Source organism: Micromonospora sp. NPDC049230 (genome assembly GCF_040647875.1).
In the GTDB taxonomy this organism is placed as follows: Bacteria; Actinomycetota; Actinomycetes; order Mycobacteriales; family Micromonosporaceae; genus Micromonospora.
This window is the reverse complement of sequence record NZ_JBEZCZ010000027.1, coordinates 67,743-82,209: the sequence shown is the minus strand read 5'-3', so window position 1 is coordinate 82,209 and position 14,467 is coordinate 67,743. Positions and strand designations below refer to the sequence as shown.

The 14,467-nt window shown below is 73.4% G+C and carries 16 protein-coding genes and 1 pseudogene; 5 read left to right on the top strand and 12 right to left on the bottom strand.

Annotated features, from left to right (window positions below; translation table 11 throughout):
- Positions 1-54: 54 nt before the first annotated feature.
- Genes glp through AB0A95_RS22165 form a run of 3 tightly spaced genes read right to left on the bottom strand, consistent with a single transcriptional unit; the run spans position 55 to position 4,649 of the window.
- Entirely contained in the window at positions 55-1,368 is a 1,314-nt protein-coding gene (gene glp, locus AB0A95_RS22175) for a gephyrin-like molybdotransferase Glp (protein ID WP_357557648.1), read from the bottom strand.
- Complete coding sequence (locus AB0A95_RS22170) at positions 1,365-2,327, bottom strand: UTP--glucose-1-phosphate uridylyltransferase (RefSeq protein WP_357557647.1); 963 nt, start codon at positions 2,325-2,327, stop codon at positions 1,365-1,367. Before AB0A95_RS22170 ends, glp begins: the two co-directional genes overlap by 4 nt.
- A gap of 9 nt (positions 2,328-2,336) precedes the next feature.
- Positions 2,337-4,649: a diguanylate cyclase gene (locus AB0A95_RS22165; protein ID WP_357557646.1), complete on the bottom strand. Its 2,313-nt coding sequence runs from the start codon at positions 4,647-4,649 to the stop codon at positions 2,337-2,339.
- Positions 4,650-4,734: 85 nt separating this feature from the next.
- Here AB0A95_RS22165 and AB0A95_RS22160 point away from each other — a divergent pair, with 85 nt between their 5' ends.
- Both AB0A95_RS22160 and AB0A95_RS22155 read left to right on the top strand, forming a co-directional pair.
- Positions 4,735-5,412 carry a 5-formyltetrahydrofolate cyclo-ligase gene (locus AB0A95_RS22160; RefSeq protein ID WP_357557645.1) on the top strand — a complete coding sequence of 226 codons (678 nt, stop codon included), beginning with the start codon at positions 4,735-4,737 and terminating at the stop codon, positions 5,410-5,412.
- Positions 5,413-5,439: 27 nt separating this feature from the next.
- A pseudogene (locus AB0A95_RS22155) lies at positions 5,440-5,616 on the top strand (FmdB family zinc ribbon protein); the annotation flags it as partial.
- A 14-nt stretch (positions 5,617-5,630) separates the two neighbouring features.
- On the opposite strand, the gene AB0A95_RS22150 reads toward AB0A95_RS22155, so the two are convergent.
- Both AB0A95_RS22150 and AB0A95_RS22145 read right to left on the bottom strand, forming a co-directional pair.
- Positions 5,631-5,915 carry a hypothetical protein gene (locus AB0A95_RS22150; protein ID WP_357557676.1) on the bottom strand — a complete coding sequence of 95 codons (285 nt, stop codon included), beginning with the start codon at positions 5,913-5,915 and terminating at the stop codon, positions 5,631-5,633.
- A gap of 122 nt (positions 5,916-6,037) precedes the next feature.
- Positions 6,038-6,220 (bottom strand): hypothetical protein, encoded by a 183-nt coding sequence (locus tag AB0A95_RS22145; protein WP_357557644.1) that lies wholly within the window; start codon positions 6,218-6,220, stop codon positions 6,038-6,040.
- 93 nt (positions 6,221-6,313) lie between these two features.
- Between AB0A95_RS22145 and AB0A95_RS22140 the strand changes: the two genes are divergently transcribed.
- Positions 6,314-6,646 (top strand): hypothetical protein, encoded by a 333-nt coding sequence (locus AB0A95_RS22140; RefSeq protein WP_357557643.1) that lies wholly within the window; start codon positions 6,314-6,316, stop codon positions 6,644-6,646.
- Between the two features lie 19 nt (positions 6,647-6,665).
- Here the strand turns inward: AB0A95_RS22140 and AB0A95_RS22135 are convergent, their stop codons facing one another.
- A complete protein-coding gene (locus AB0A95_RS22135; protein ID WP_357557642.1) occupies positions 6,666-7,148 on the bottom strand; it encodes a DUF2231 domain-containing protein in 483 nt (160 codons plus the stop codon).
- A gap of 204 nt (positions 7,149-7,352) precedes the next feature.
- Here AB0A95_RS22135 and AB0A95_RS22130 point away from each other — a divergent pair, with 204 nt between their 5' ends.
- The gene (locus AB0A95_RS22130) at positions 7,353-7,778 is read left to right on the top strand and encodes a Fur family transcriptional regulator (RefSeq protein WP_357557641.1); all 426 of its coding nucleotides are present in this window, start codon (positions 7,353-7,355) and stop codon (positions 7,776-7,778) included.
- Positions 7,779-7,874: 96 nt separating this feature from the next.
- Entirely contained in the window at positions 7,875-8,756 is an 882-nt protein-coding gene (locus AB0A95_RS22125) for an oxygenase MpaB family protein (RefSeq protein WP_357557640.1), read from the top strand.
- Between the two features lie 21 nt (positions 8,757-8,777).
- Here the strand turns inward: AB0A95_RS22125 and AB0A95_RS22120 are convergent, their stop codons facing one another.
- From AB0A95_RS22120 to AB0A95_RS22095, 6 genes are all read right to left on the bottom strand, one after another.
- Positions 8,778-9,698 (bottom strand): PD-(D/E)XK nuclease family protein, encoded by a 921-nt coding sequence (locus AB0A95_RS22120; RefSeq protein ID WP_357557639.1) that lies wholly within the window; start codon positions 9,696-9,698, stop codon positions 8,778-8,780.
- Between the two features lie 44 nt (positions 9,699-9,742).
- On the bottom strand, positions 9,743-10,357 hold the full coding sequence (locus AB0A95_RS22115) for a MarC family protein (RefSeq protein WP_357557638.1): 615 nt from the start codon (positions 10,355-10,357) through the stop codon (positions 9,743-9,745).
- A 41-nt stretch (positions 10,358-10,398) separates the two neighbouring features.
- The gene (locus AB0A95_RS22110; RefSeq protein ID WP_357557637.1) at positions 10,399-11,271 is read right to left on the bottom strand and encodes a PHP domain-containing protein; all 873 of its coding nucleotides are present in this window, start codon (positions 11,269-11,271) and stop codon (positions 10,399-10,401) included.
- Between the two features lie 61 nt (positions 11,272-11,332).
- Positions 11,333-12,589 (bottom strand): hypothetical protein, encoded by a 1,257-nt coding sequence (locus AB0A95_RS22105; RefSeq protein WP_357557636.1) that lies wholly within the window; start codon positions 12,587-12,589, stop codon positions 11,333-11,335.
- Complete coding sequence (locus AB0A95_RS22100) at positions 12,586-13,488, bottom strand: SigE family RNA polymerase sigma factor (protein WP_357557635.1); 903 nt, start codon at positions 13,486-13,488, stop codon at positions 12,586-12,588. Before AB0A95_RS22100 ends, AB0A95_RS22105 begins: the two co-directional genes overlap by 4 nt.
- Positions 13,489-13,591: 103 nt before the next feature.
- Positions 13,592-14,467, bottom strand: coding sequence for a PH domain-containing protein (locus AB0A95_RS22095; protein ID WP_357557634.1), 876 nt, complete (start codon positions 14,465-14,467; stop codon positions 13,592-13,594).

The following is a 14,467-nucleotide window of genomic DNA, read 5'->3' as shown; positions in this document are numbered from 1 at the left end:
CCCGCGACGCGGAGGCCGACAGTGAGCGGACGCGGCGGACCGAGCGGAGACCCGTCACCGGCGACGGTCGAGCAGGAGGACGTCCACTGTCGAGCCGGCGGCGGCGGTGGTGACCCGCTCACCGAGCACCAGCAGCCCGTTGGCCTCGGCCAGCCCGGAGAGGGTGAAGGGCCCACCGCTGAGGGGCTGGACCGTGTAGCCGCCACCGCGCCGCTCGGCGACGTGCGCCGGGCGGAATTCCCGCAGCCCCGCCGGGGACGACACGGTCTCCAGCAGGTGCGCCCGCACGCTGGGGCGGAACACCGGCTCGGCGCCGGCGAGCAGTTGGATGGCGGGACGGGCCAGCACCTCGAACCCGATCAGCGCGGCGCCCGGGTCGCCGGGCAGGCAGACCACCGGCACCTCCTCGGCGCCGACAGTGCCGAACCCGAGCGCGGTGCCGGGATAGAGCGCCACGTCGGTGAACGTGACAGGCCCGGCACGGCCGCCCTCGCGGCGGGACAGGATTCGGCGCACCATGTCGCCGGGACCGGTGCCGGTGCCCCCGGTGGTGATGATGAGGTCGGCGCGCAGGGTCTGGTCCTCCAGCAGCCCGCGCAGCCCCTCCGGGTCGTCGTCGCAGATGCCCACCCGGTACGCCAGTGCGCCCACCTCGGCCGCGGCGGCGGTCAGCGCGTGCGAGTTCGCGTCGACGACCTGCCCGGGTTGACTGCCCCGACCCACGTCGACGAGTTCGTCACCGGTGGCCACGATGACCACCCGCGGACTGGGCCGGACCACCACGTGCCCGATGCCGGTGGCGGCGAAGACCGCGACCAGGGCCGGGGACACGTACGTGCCGGCGCGCGCGAGCAGGGTGCCGGCGGGCAGTTCCTCGCCAGCGCGGCGTACACCGTACCCCCGTTTGGGGGTGCGGAAGATCTCCACCGCGGCCATGCCCTGGTCGGTCCACTCCACCGGGACCACGACGTCGGCGGCCACCGGCAGCGGTGCCCCGGCGGCCACCGAGAAGCACGAGCCCGGGGTGAGCCGCACCGGTCGCCAACTCGCCGCCCCGAGGTCGCCGACAACGTTGAGCCGGATGGTCCGGCCACCGCGGGTGCCGGAGGGGGCCGGGACGTAGCTCGGGCCCCGGCCCCCTCCGGAAATGTCCTCCCAGCGTGCCGCGTAGCCGTCCACGGCCGCCTGGTCGAAGGCCGGAAAGGCGTGCGGCGCGACGACGTCCTCGGCGAGGACGTTGCCGTGCGCCTGGGTGAGCTCGAGGTCGAGTGGCGGCAGCGCACGTAACCTGCGCAGCACGCTGCCCAGGTACTCGGCGAGCGGCGTCAACTCGTTCGCGGCCGCCTCGGCGTCGGCCGTCGCGGTCATGTACCAGATCCGCCTGCCGCGTCGGCCTTGACGAAGTCGGCCAGCCAGGACCGGAACTCGGCGCCCAGGTCCTCGCGCTCGGCGGCGATCTGCACCACCGTCTGGAGGTAGCCCAGCGGCATGCCGGTGTCGTAGCGGGTGCCCCGGTAGACGATCGCGTGCACCGGAGTGCCCTCGGTGCGCAGCAGCTCCATCGCGTCGGTCAGCTGGATCTCGCCGCCGCTGCCCGGCTTGGTCCGCCGGATCGCGTCGAAGATCTTGCCGGGCAGCACGTAACGGCCGAGCACCGCGAGGTTGCTCGGGGCCTCCTCCGGCTGCGGCTTCTCCACCATCCCGGTCACCTTGACGACCTCGCCGATGTCGGTCAGCTCCGCCTCGGCGGGCTCGACGGAGGCGATGCCGTACCGCTTGGTCTCGGCCGGGTCGACCTCGAAGAACGCGAGCACCACACCGCCGGTGCGGGCCTGCAACTCCAGCATCGCCGGCAGCAGCGGCTCCGACGGCTTGACGAACTCGTCGCCGAGCAGCACCGCGAAGGGCTGGTCGCCGACGTGGGACTCGGCGTACCCGACGGCGTGGCCGAGCCCGAGCTGCTCGGGCTGACGCACTGTGTAGATCTCCGCCAGCTCGCTGGGCCGACGCACCGCGGCCAGCCGCTCGGTGTCGCCCTTCTCCTCCAGCCTGGTCTCCAGGTCGGGGCGACGATCGAAGTGGTCCACCATCGACGTCTTACCCCGACCGGTGATCAGCAACACGTCACCGATGCCGGCCTGGGTGGCCTCTTCGACGATGTACTGCAACACCGGCCGGTCCACCACCGGCAGCAGCTCCTTGGGCACCGCCTTGGTGGCCGGCAGGAACCGGGTGGCCAGTCCGGCGGCCGGGATGACGGCCTTGACCGCCAGGGGACGGCCGGTCGCGGCGGCCGTCGATGAGGGGTTCGCTGAGTGCTCCGACATGCCGCGAGACTATCGGCCACGGCTCTGCCGCGGCGGGTGTGGCCCAGAAGACGCGCCGCCACCCGGCCCCGGCCGCGCCGCGTCCGGCCCGGCTCGGGCCGCATCCGCGTCGATGTCCGCCGGGTCGTCGGCCGAGTCGGGCCAGGCGTGCGCGGGCGACCCCTCCGGTACGCCCACCGCCGGCTCCGACCGGGCGGGCCCGCCCGGCTCCCGGTTCACCTGCACGGGCTGGCCGGCGCGCGGCAGCCCGTCGGGTGGGCTCACGGCCCCCGCGAGCACCGGTATCTCCCGCGTCGCAGCCTCCTCGCGTACCTCGGCGACCCGGTACGTGTCGCGGCCGGCGGCCTTGGCCGCGTAGAGCGCGTCGTCGGCGGCCTCCAGCACCTCCCGCCCGGTGCTGCCGTTGTCCGGGTAGACGGCGATGCCCACCGACACGGTCACCACCACCGGCCCGGCGTACGCCTCGACGGCGATCGGCGTCTCGCGGATCGCCGCGCCGAGCCGCTCGGCCACTATCGCCGCACCCCGCGCGTCGGTCTCCGGCAACAGGAGCACGAACTCCTCGCCGCCCTGCCGGAAGGCCAGGTCGACCTCACGGATCTCGCCGCGCACCCGCCTGGCGAACTCGGCCAGCACGGTGTCCCCCGCGGCGTGCCCGTACGTGTCGTTGACGTCCTTGAACCGGTCGAGGTCCAGGGCGAGGACGCTGAGCATCCGCCCGAAGCGGCTGGCCCGTTCCACCTCCCGCCGGATCGACTCGCGCAGGTAGCGGTAGTTCCACAGCCCGGTCAGCGGGTCGGTGAGGGAGAGCCGTTGGGCCTCCTCGTGCACCCGGACGTTGTCGACCGCCACCGCCGCGTGGCCGGCGAAGGTGCGCAGGGTGACCAGGTCGTCGTCGTCGAACTCGTCGGCGCCCAACCTGTCGTACAGGGCCAGCACGCCGAGCGCCGCCGCCACACCGGCCTCGTCGGCGGGGCATCCGCCAAGGGTGGCCGCGGTAGCTTTCGGGGTCGCGAACGGGACCGCCACGTAGGTGCGGCAGCGTGGCTCGACCGACGGGGCGTCAGTCGGCTCCACCCTGCCCCGCTGCGGTTCCCCGGTGGCGGCGACGGCGCCGACCACGCCGACGCCCACCGGCACCCGGAGCGTCGGCGACCCGTCGGCGTCCACCTCCGGCCAGCGCCCGTCCAACCCCTCGGTGCACTGTGCGACAAGCACCCCACCGGGCTCCACCAGCAGCACCGCGCCCGCACGCGCGCCGGTGGCGCCGATGGCGCTGCGCAGGATCACCCGCAGGATGCGTTGCAGGTCGTGCGTGCTGGCCAGGGTGTCGCCGAGCACCGCGAGGTGACCGCGGAGCTGGTCGCGGTTGCTGGTCAGCGCCGCGACGTAGGAGCCGGTCTCCCGGGTCATCCGGTTGAACGCGGCGGCCAGCCGGCCCAGCTCGTCGCGGCTGCGCACCGGCACGCGGGCGGTCAGGTCGCCGTGGGCCACCCGGTCGACCGCGCCAGCCAACTCCAGCAACGGTCGGGTGGTCACCCGGGCCAGCCGCCAGGCGGTCAGCACGGCGAGCAGCGCGGCCACCACGACCACCCCGATCAGCGTGGCGTGCAGCCCCGGTGGTCGCTCGCTGGGCACGGAGACCACAAGTGGCAGCGGCTGCGCGTCCGACGGCCCGATCCTGCGCACGTACCGGCCCTGGCTGGTCTCGGTCACCCGCTCGCCGTCGGCGGTGCTGGCGGCGGCCAACACCGCGTCGCGTACCTCGCGGGACTCGGTCGTGTGGGTGACCCGGGCGGCGCTGGCTTCGCTGTCGAGCAGGGTGACCGCCACCCCGGTCACCGCCGCCAGCCGGGCCACGAAGGCCGAGTCGACGAGTTGCGCGGCGGTCACGGTGCCCAGCGGGGCGCCGGCGCGGTCGCGGAGCTCGACGTGGGCGGCCAGCGCGCGGACCGGACTTGTCGCGTCAGTGGTCGGGCCGGAGCAGTCCCGCCACGGAGTCGACGGCGCGCCGGGCGAGACGTAGGTGACCCGGCCGGTCACGTCGGTGATCAGCACCGCGGTCACCAGACCCCGGCCGACCAGTTGGGCGGCGGCGACGGCCGGATCGGTGGTGAGGGCCACCACGTCGGCGGTGGCCCGGAGCTGCTGGCAGAGCGCGTCGACCGAGGTGCGGACTGTGGACGCCGCCACCGCCAGGCGCTCGGTGGAGCGGCTGCGGTCGACGGCGGTGACGGTGGAGGCGACGAAGAGCGCGCCGAGCAGGACCGGGCCGAGCACCACCACGAGGAAGGCTGCCGTCAACCGCCCGCGTAGCGTCACTCGGTCCCCCCGGAAGTTCCGCCTCCGTTGCTTGCGATGCTGACACAGTGCAACCGTGGGAGAGGCGTTGCGTCAGGAGTGTTGCGTGGCGGAATTTTCTGATGAAGCGGAAGTGACACGTGCGGCGAAGCGGGACGCCCGGGTCGAGCTGCTCGCCCGCCGCCGGTCACTGAGCGGTCCGGCCCGGGCCGTCGCCGCCGGGCGCGTGCGGGCCGAGCTGGTCACGCTGGTACGCCGGCTGCGCCCGCGCAGGATGACGGCGTATGTGCCGGTCGGCTCCGAACCGGGCGGCGCGGACCTGCCGGAGGTGCTGTGGTCAGCGCTTCCCGCCGACGCCGAGTTGCTGCTGCCGGTGCTCCTCGACGACCTGGATCTGGACTGGGCGGCGTATACCGGGCCGGGGGCCTTGATCGCCGCTGGTCGGGGTATCCGGGAGCCGTCCGGTGCCCGCCTCGGGGTGGCCGCCGTGGCGGAGGCGGAGCTGGTGGTCGTACCGGCTCTCGCTGTCGACCGCGGCGGCCGGCGACTCGGGCGCGGCGGCGGCTCGTACGACCGGGCACTCGCCCGGGTGCCCGAGGCGACGCTGACGGTGGTGCCCCTGCACGACGGCGAGCTGGTCGAGGCGCTGCCGGCCGAACCGCACGACCGCCGTGTCCGCGCGGTCGTCACCCCCGCCGACGGGGTGCGTACGCTTGACGGCGGCCCGGGTGCCCCGCACGGTGTCGCGCCCCACACGTCCGCTGGACGAACCCGGGGCGAATGACGCACCATTGGCACTCGAATACGTCGAGTGCCAAACTGGCTGAGCCCAGATCCGGAGGAGAACGTGCCCACGTACCAGTACGCCTGCACCACGTGCGGTCACCAGCTCGAGGCGGTGCAGTCCTTCTCTGACGAGCCGCTGACCGAGTGCCCGGCGTGTCAGGGGCGGCTGCGCAAGGTCTTCAACTCGGTCGGCATCGTCTTCAAGGGCTCGGGCTTCTACCGCACCGACTCGCGGGCGTCCGGCTCCGAGGCGACCGCCGGCGGCACGAGCAGCAAGCCGGCGAAGTCCGAGTCGTCGTCCTCGGGTGGCGACTCCGGGTCGTCGGGTTCGTCCTCGTCGTCGGGTTCGTCCTCGTCGTCGGGTTCGTCCTCGTCGTCCGGCTCGTCCTCGTCCGGGTCGTCCTCGTCGGGTTCGTCCTCGTCCGGCGGGTCGAGCGGCGGCAAGGCCCCGGCGGCCAGCTCCGCGTCCTGACCCACCCGCTCCGCCTCGATCGGCAGCAAGCCTTGATCAACTCGGGTTCATGGAAGTCGCGCTCTCCAAGCTGGGCGGACACCCCGGCTTCCGTGAACCCGAGTTGATCAGCGGGCGGACCGCCGCCGGTCCCACCACCGGGGGCGGGCGGTCAGCCCCAGTGCGGAGGGCGTTCGGCGAGCAGCCAGTCGTCGTTGCCGCCCGCCCGCTCGCCCCAGCCCCGGTCGGTGTCGTCGGAGGTCTGCTCGGGCAGCACCACGAGGTCTTCGCTGAGATCGACGGTGCGGTCGTCGTCGCCGTGCGCGGTTGGGGTGCCGGGGTCCATGGTGCTCACGACCGGCAAGACTAGCGCAGCGGACCGTCGCCGACGGTGGCACGCCGTGCGGAAACGGACGGGCCGCCGGCCGCGTTGGTAGCGTCGGACGGCGTGACGACCCTCAGCGGTGGCAGCAACCCGGACGACTACTGGCGACGGCCCGGCACCGGTGACGACGCGGTGGCCGACCAGCCCCCCGCCCCGGCCACCACCAACCCCGCGAGCGGGTATGCCGGTCCGCCGCCGAGCGTGCCGCCGCCGAGCGGTTGGCGACCACCCGTACACCTTCAGCCGGCACCGCCGCGGCGGCTGCCGCCGCAGGACATGGCCGACCTGGACGTGGCTGAGCAGCGCTCGCAGCGGGTCACCTACGGCTTCGGTGTGGCGGCCGGCGTGGTGCTGGTGGTCGTGGTCTGCCTGCTCTGCTCGCGGATCCTCTTCTGAGTCTCGCCCTGCCCGGCGGTCAGAGGGTGGTGCCCCAGACGGCCTCGGCGCCGCTGTGGCCGGTGAGGTAGACGTAGACCAGGGCGGCGACGGACAGCGCCACGGCCGCCACCGCCAGCACGGGGGTGACGAGCGCCGGCAGTCGCGGCACCCGGGGGTGGCCGCTTGTCGCCACCAGCAGCAGGATGGCCACGATCCCGAGCGGCACCACGATGCGGAACAGGATGTCGCCGTAGCGGGAGTGCTCGAAGATCTGGTCGAGGATCTGCCCCTGGAAACCCCGCGCGACGAGCGCGTCGGTGAACGCCTCACCCGACTGTACGGCCGCGAAGGCGGTCACCGGCGCGGCCACGGCGAGGAGGCCCAGGGCCCAGTCCAGCCGGTGCCGCCACCGCGGCAGCCCCACGTAGGCCAGGGCCAGCACCGCCAGCAGCGGCACGAACACGACAACCGCGTGGACCACCATCACGTGCGCCGGTAGACCCAGGATCTCCTCGAACATCGAACCCCTCCAGGTGGATCGTGGTCAGGAGAGCGTCAGCGTACGGTCCGCCGGCCGCCCCCAGGCTCTCGACCGGTCACACGCGCCCGGCGTCGATAGGGTTCACCGTTGGAGGGCCGCGCCCCTGATCGTCGTGGCTGTGTCGGTGACCACCCGAGTCGGACGACGGTTGTCGATGCTGGCCGCGCGTGCTGTCATTGGCCAATGTCCGCCGAGGAGCTGCTGCGATCGAAGGGCCTGCGTGTCACGCGGCCTCGCCTCGCGGTGCTCGACGTGCTGGCCGGCGGTGGCCACCTGGAGGTCGACGAGATCAGCCGGCGCGTCCGGGAACGCCTCGACTCGGTCTCCACCCAGGCGGTGTACGACGTGCTGGGTGCCCTGTCCCGGGCCGGGCTGTCCCGACGGATCGAGCCGGCCGGCGGTCCCGCCCGTTACGAGGCACGCGTCGGCGACAACCACCATCACGTGGTGTGCCGGAGCTGCGGCGAGATCGCCGACATCGACTGCGCGGTGGGCAGCGCACCCTGTCTGGAGCCGAACGTGTCGCACGGGTTCGAGGTGGACGAGGCGGAAGTGACCTTCTGGGGTCTCTGCCCGGACTGTCGGGCGCGCCGCTCCGCCGACGTCTGAGCCGACGTGCGAGCCGACGTCTGAGCCGACGTGCGAGCCGACCGGATCGACGGGACGTGCCCGACGGGGTCGGCCCGCGCGTGGCACTCTTGGGCGGTGGACTCCGATGACCTCGGCCTCTTCGGTCCGGGTTCGGTCACGTGGAAGGTGCACGAGGAGCCGATCCTGATCGTCGCTGGCCTGCGCTCGCTCTACCTCCAGGCGTTGCATCCCCGGGCGATGGCCGGGGTCGCGCAGAACAGCAACTACCGGGCCGACGCCTGGGGTCGCCTGGTCCGCACCTCGACCTACGTCGCGACCACCATCTACGGGACCACCGCCGAGGCCGAGGCGGCCGGCGCCCGGCTGCGCCGGCTGCACGAGCGGCTGCGCGCCACCGACCCGTTCAGCGGCGAGGAGTTCCGGATCGACGAACCGGACCTGCTGCGCTGGGTGCACGTCACCGAGGTCGAGTCGTTCCTCAGCACGGCCCGGCGGGCCGGGCTGCCGCTCACCGACGACGAGGTGGACGGCTACTACACCGAGCAGCGCCGCGCGGCCGCCCTCGTCGGCCTGGACCCGGCCACAGTGCCGGGCACCGCGGCCGAGGTCGCTGACTACTACGAGACGGTACGCCCGCAGTTGCGGATGACCAGGGAGGCCGCCGAGACGGCGCTCTTCCTCACCGCCCCGCCGCTGCCGTGGAAGCTCAGCCTGCCGGCCCGGTTGGGGCTCACCCTCGGCCCGCCGCGCTGGGCGTACCTGGGGATCGCCGGCACCGCCCTCGCGCTGTTGCCGGCCTGGGCGCGCCGGATGTACGGCGGGCTCGGTCTGCCCACCACTGCGGTGTCGGCGGACCTGACAGTGCGCGCGCTGCGGCTCGCGTTCGCTGCCGTGCCCCGTCGTTATCTGGAGGGGCCGCTGATCCAGGCCGCCAAGGACCGGGCCGCCAAGGACCGGGCCGCCAAGGAGCAGGCCGCCACCCCGCTGGCCGGCTGACCCGACCTCCGCAGTCGGAGGTCAACCCTCGGCGTGCCGGTCCATGGCCGCCCACGGCTCCTTGCCCGGCACCTGGGCGCCGGTCGGGCAGTGCCGCCGGAAGTCGCACCAGCCGCAGCGAGGGCCGGGTGCCACCGGGAACGCCTCGTCCGCGTCGGCGCCGTCCGCGACCGCCCGTTCGGCGGCCATGATGTCGCGGGCCGTCTCTTCCGCGCGGGTCAACTGCCGGGCCAGCGACTCGACGGTGTGCTCGTGGCCGGCGACCGTGCCGGTCGGCAGGTGGTGCAGTTCCACCCGACGGCACGGCTTGCGGAACACCCGCTCGGCCGCGTACGCGTAGAGCGCCAACGCCTGCGAACCCCGGGCGTCGTCGGTGTCCAGACCGGTGCGACCGGTCTTGTAGTCGACGATGACCAGCTCGGGCCCTTCTGGCCCAGACCGTGAGTCGATCCGGTCGGCCCGACCGTTGAACGCCAGCACGGCGGTCTTGACCGCCACCACCCGCTCCACGCCCAGCGGGTCGGCATCCGGCTCCAGCGTCTCGACGTAGCCCTCCAACCAGCCCAACGCCCGCCGGAAGGCGGCCCGCTCCTGCTCGTCGTCGCGGTAGCCCTCGCGGACCCAGGTGCCCTTGAGCAGGGTGGCCAACGCCTCGGGGCGGCGCCGGTCGGCAGGCAGCGCATACCAGTTTTTCAGGGCTGTGTGCACGCTGGCACCGAGCGAGTTGTGCGCCCACGGCGGCCCCTTGGGCGGGGCCGGTCGGTCGACGTAGGAGTAGCGGTAGCGGCGTGGGCAGTCCGCGTACGCGCCGAGTTTGCTCGGTGTGCAGACGAAGAGGCGCTCCGGCATGCCCTCGAAGCCAAGCTGCTCGGCGCCGCCAGCGCGCTGTCGGGGAGCCCGGCCGCCGGCCGCCGGCCGTCCCGCTGAGGAGGATCGTCGCACGCCTGCGATCCTGCCACCCACCCCCGACACCGTGCGGGAGGCGGTCAGGTCATGTTCACGTACTGGGTGACGAAGGCGAACACCGCGTCGGCGATGAGCTGCACGGCGATCGCGGCCAGCAGCAGGCCGGCGATCCTGGTCAGCACCTCGATCCCGCCCGGCCGGAGGATCTTCACGATGCCGCCGGAGAAGCGGAGGACGATCCAGACCGCGAGCATCACGGCGAGGATCGCCACGGCGATGGCCGTGAAGTCACCGAACCCGTCGGCCTGCTGGACGAAGAGCATGGTCGCCACGATGGCACCCGGGCCGGCCAGCAGCGGAGTGCCCAGTGGCACCAGGGCGATGTTCGAGGTGGCGTCCGCGCTCGGGCCGTCGGTCTTCCCGGTGAGCAGTTCCAGTGCGACGAGTACGAGCAGCAACCCACCGGCCGCCTGCAACGCCGGCAGGTCCACGTGCAGGTAGTCCAGCAGGGTCTGCCCCGCCACCGCGAAGACCACGATCACGCCCAACGCCAGCGTGACGGCCTGCCAGGCCGCCCGGTTACGGTCACGGGCGGGCAGCGGGCCGGTCAGCGCCAGGAAGATCGGCATCATGCCCGGCGGGTCGGTGATCACCAGCAGAGTCACGAAGACCTCGCCGAACAGCTTCAGATCCACGTGATCAACCTAGCCGCGCCGCGGTGGGCAAAATACCCGGATCACCCCGAAGCGACCTCGGTCACCCCGGCGGCGACGATCCGCTCGTACGCATCGGCGCCCGTCGTGAAGGCCCCGAGCTGGACGGTCTTGTGGGTGCCGTGGAAATCCGACGAGCCGGTGACGAAGAGGCCCAGCTCGGCGGCGAGCGCCCGGACGTGCTCTCGTTCGGCCGGGCTGTGGTCCTCGTGGTCGGCCTCGAGCCCGGCCAGCCCCGCGGCGGCCAGCTCGGCGATCAGCTCGTCGGGCACCACCCGGCCACGCCGGGTGGCCCGGGGATGGGCGAAGACCGGCACGCCGCCGGCCGACCGGACCAGGTGGATCGCCTGGAACACGTCGATGTCGTCCTTGGGCAGTCGGTAGCGTTCGCCCAGCCAGTCCGGGCCGAACGCCTCCCGGGTGCTGCCGACCAGACCGGCCCGGATCAACGCCTGCGCGATGTGTGGGCGGCCCACGGTGCCGCCGCCGGCACGCGCCAGGATGTCGGGCCAGCTGACGTCGATGCCGTCGGCGCGCAGCAGCGCGACGATGCGTTCGCCGCGTTCCTCCCGGGCGGCCCGCACCCGGCCCAGCTCGGCCACCAGTTCCGGGTGCTCCGGGTCGAACAGGTACGCGAGCAGGTGCAGCGGCACCGCCGGCCGAGTGCCGGACCACCGACAGGACAGCTCCGCGCCCCGGACCAGGCGTAGCCCCGGCGGTAACGCGTCCACGGCCGGCGCCCAGCCGGCGGTGGTGTCGTGGTCGGTGATCGCGAGCACGTCCAGCCCCGCCGTGGCGGCGGCGCGTACCAGGTCAGCCGGAGGCAGCGTGCCGTCGCTGGCCGTCGAGTGGGTGTGCAGGTCGATGCGCGGGGCGGAGCCGGTACGCGAGGTCACCGCCCGACGCTACCGAGGAACATCCGAGCCCGGCTCACGGAGGCCACCTCGACCGCGCGGGTCAGAAGTCGGCCACCAGGACCGGCCGGTCCCCGGCCGACACGCCGGGTACGGCGGCGGGGCTGGCGGGTGTTCCTGCCCGCGCCTGGCCGACGTCGACCCGGACCAGCGCACCGGAACCATCGAGGTAGGAGGCGTGGGACTCGTCGCTCCAGACGATCGCGCCGGTCATCGGCGGCCCGGCCGCAACGGCTGTCGTGTTCGGCCCGAGCCGCCGCAGGTCGACGAGCAGCGCGCTGTCGACCTCGCCGACCCGCCCGTTCACCAGCAGCCACCGCCCGTCGGCGGAGACCCCGCCGACTCCGTCCTGGCTGAGGTCCGGCCCGCAGCCGGTCTGGACCGGGTTGAGACGACGTGTCGGGTCGAGCAGGGCCAGGCAGGTCCGGCCGGCCCTGGAGATCTGCCCGACGAGCCGCCCGTCGGGCAGCCGGCCGTAGAAGTTGAGGCTTTCCTGGTCGACGGCCTCGGTCAACTGCCCCACGCCGGGCCGCCACAGGGTGTGGCCGGCCTCCGCCGGGTCTGGTCGGACCAGCACGCTGTCGTCGACGAACCGGACGGGCACCGCCCCGGCGGGTGCCGGGGTGCGCGCCGCCCCGATGAGCTGGTTGCCGACCACCCCCGCCACCAACAGGTCGCTGCCGTCCCGCCAGGCGACCTGGCCGCTCTCCGCCGCCAGGACGATCGCACCGGCTCCGGCCAGTAGCACCTGCACGAGACCGTCGTCCTGCACTGTCCAGAGGGAGCGCCCGGCGGCGGTCGGCGTACCGACCACCAGCCAACCGTTGCCACCGGGCAGGAGTTGGACGCGTTCGGCCGGCCCGACGTCGGGCAACACCAGCCGTCGGCCGTCGGCGCTGACAAGCGTCTCGCTCCCGAGCAGACCCGCCGACGGCCCGGGTGCGGGATCGACGCCGGGAACACTTGCCGTCGGGATCGGCCGACTGGCCTGGTCCGGGTCACCGATCACCACGATTGGTGACCCGTCGCGCCCGGTCTCGGTACCGAGCCGCGCCATGCCGGCGCTGAGCAGGACGGTGACGACCGCCGCGACGGCGACACCAGCCCCGGTACGCCGACGCCGGATCCGGTTCGCGCGGCGGATGGCCTGGCCCGCCGGGTCGACGCCCAGTGGGCGGGCAAGGGCGACCTGGTGCGAGAGGGTCTCCCGCACCGCACCTTCCAGCTCGTCCGGCCGCACCTGGTAGGAACGCCGCGGCCCGTCCGTCAGGTTGTCGGGTTGGCCGGGAAAAGCGTTCACTGCGGCTCCCCGGAGCCCGTGCCGACGGGCACGGCCGCCGGGGCGGAGGGAAGCACGGCCGCCGGGGCCGACGGGAGCACGACCTGCGGACCGATCGGCTGCGGCGCGGCCGGACGGGGCACGGGTCGGTCGACCGCCGACCGGGCTGTCGGCGTGGCGGCGGCACCGGCGGCCGGGACCCAACCGCTCGGGGCACCCGAGCCACCGGACCGGGCGGCACCGGCTGGCGCGGACCGACCGGCGCTGCCGGCGGTGGCCGACGGAGCGACGTCACCGGCGGTGCCCGACCGAGCGGCAGCACCGGCCGCAGCCGGCCGAGCGGTGCCGCCCGCTGTGGCCGACCGAGCGGCAGTGCCGGACGCAGCCGACCGACCGGCACTGCCGGCGGTGGCGGTCAGGTCCGGTGCGTCGGCGCCCATCCGACGGCGCAGCGTGGCCAGCGCCCGGGAGGCCTGGCTCTTCACAGTGCCCGGGGAGATGTCCAGCATCGCGGCGGTCTGCGCCTCCGACATGTCCTCGTAGTAGCGGAGCACCAGCACCGCCCGCTGCCGGTGGGGCAACTGCCGGAGATGACGCCAGAGCAGGTCCCTGTCGAGTTGCTGCGAGATCTCGTCGACACCGGCCCGCTCCGGCAGCACCTCGGTGGGGCGTTCACCGTGCCAGCGTCGGCGCCACCAACTCGTCGATGTGTTGACCATCACACGTCGGGCGTACGGCTCGACGGCCTCGATCCCCCCGAGCCGCTTCCACGCCAGGTAGGTCTTGGTCAGTGCCGTCTGGAGCAGATCCTCGGCCGTGGCCCAGTCGCCGGTGAGCAGATAGGCGGTGCGCAGGAGCGCGGCGGAGCGGGCCGCGACGAACTCGCGGAACTGCTCCTCCAACGAGTCCCTGCTCGCCACCGCCCACCTCCACACCCCAGCCGTCCTGGCAGAGTGCCACGTCAGAGGCGGTCTGGTCCATGACGAAAGGTGCGCACTTGCTCCGATGTTCGGTCGAAAACCTTCACGCCCCGTCGTCGGCCTTGGCCTCGTCGGCCTCCTTGCCGAGCCGGGCCTCGACCGCCTGCGGCTCGTACATCTCCTCGACCACACGTAGGTAGAGCTCGTTCGGGTTGGGCAGATTCTTGATCTCGCGGAGGGCCTGCTCCTGGCCGGCGGACTCCAGCACGAAGGTGCCGTAGTTGAGCGCGCGACCGGTCGGCGACTGCTCGTACTTCATGTCGGTGACCCGGACCAGCGGCATCATCGCCACCTTGCGAGTGACGATGCCGTTGACCACCATGACCCGCTTGTTGGTCAGGATGAAACGGTCATACCACCAGTCGGCGACCTTCCACGCCACCCAGCCCATCACCCCGAACCAGAGCAGCACGGCGATGGTGGTCAGCGCGCCGACGTCGTTTCCGGCGAGGAAGCCGGAGAGATAGCCGAGCACGAAGGTCGCCGCGACGCCGATGAGCAGCGGGTTGGTGAGGTGGATCCAGTGCCGCTTCCACTCACCCCGGTAGCGCTCGGTGGGGAAGAGATAGCGGGCGACGAGCGAGCTGGGCTCGTCTTCCAGGGGCAGCACCCGCCGTGGAGTCGCACCCGTCGCGTCGGCGCGCAACCCGGCCAGCTCGTCCTCGGAGATCTGCGGCTGCTGGTAGCCGGCCTCCGGATCACGAACCCACGCTCGACCCGACCGGCCCTGGCCGGCATAGCCGGGCCCGTCGCCATAGCCGACGTCGTCCGAAAGGGACGGACCGTCGGACAGGCCGGGACCGGCCCCGTAGCCCGGGCCGTCATCAGGCCCGATCCGCGGGATCGGCTCGGTGTCGCGCTCGCGACGCTCCCGGTCGGGGTCGTCCGGGTCGAAGGGTGGTCCGGAGGGGCTGCCCAT

Excerpts from the sequence above, each read along its gene's own strand:
- glp (WP_357557648.1), bottom strand. The coding sequence starts at position 1,368 with ATGACCGCGACGGCCGACGCCGAGGCGGCCGCGAACGAGTTGACGCCG.
- AB0A95_RS22170 (WP_357557647.1), bottom strand. The coding sequence starts at position 2,327 with ATGTCGGAGCACTCAGCGAACCCCTCATCGACGGCCGCCGCGACCGGC.
- AB0A95_RS22095 (WP_357557634.1), bottom strand. The coding sequence starts at position 14,467 with ATGGGCAGCCCCTCCGGACCACCCTTCGACCCGGACGACCCCGACCGG.
- AB0A95_RS22135 (WP_357557642.1), bottom strand. The coding sequence starts at position 7,148 with ATGTTCGAGGAGATCCTGGGTCTACCGGCGCACGTGATGGTGGTCCAC.
- AB0A95_RS22130 (WP_357557641.1), top strand. The coding sequence starts at position 7,353 with ATGTCCGCCGAGGAGCTGCTGCGATCGAAGGGCCTGCGTGTCACGCGG.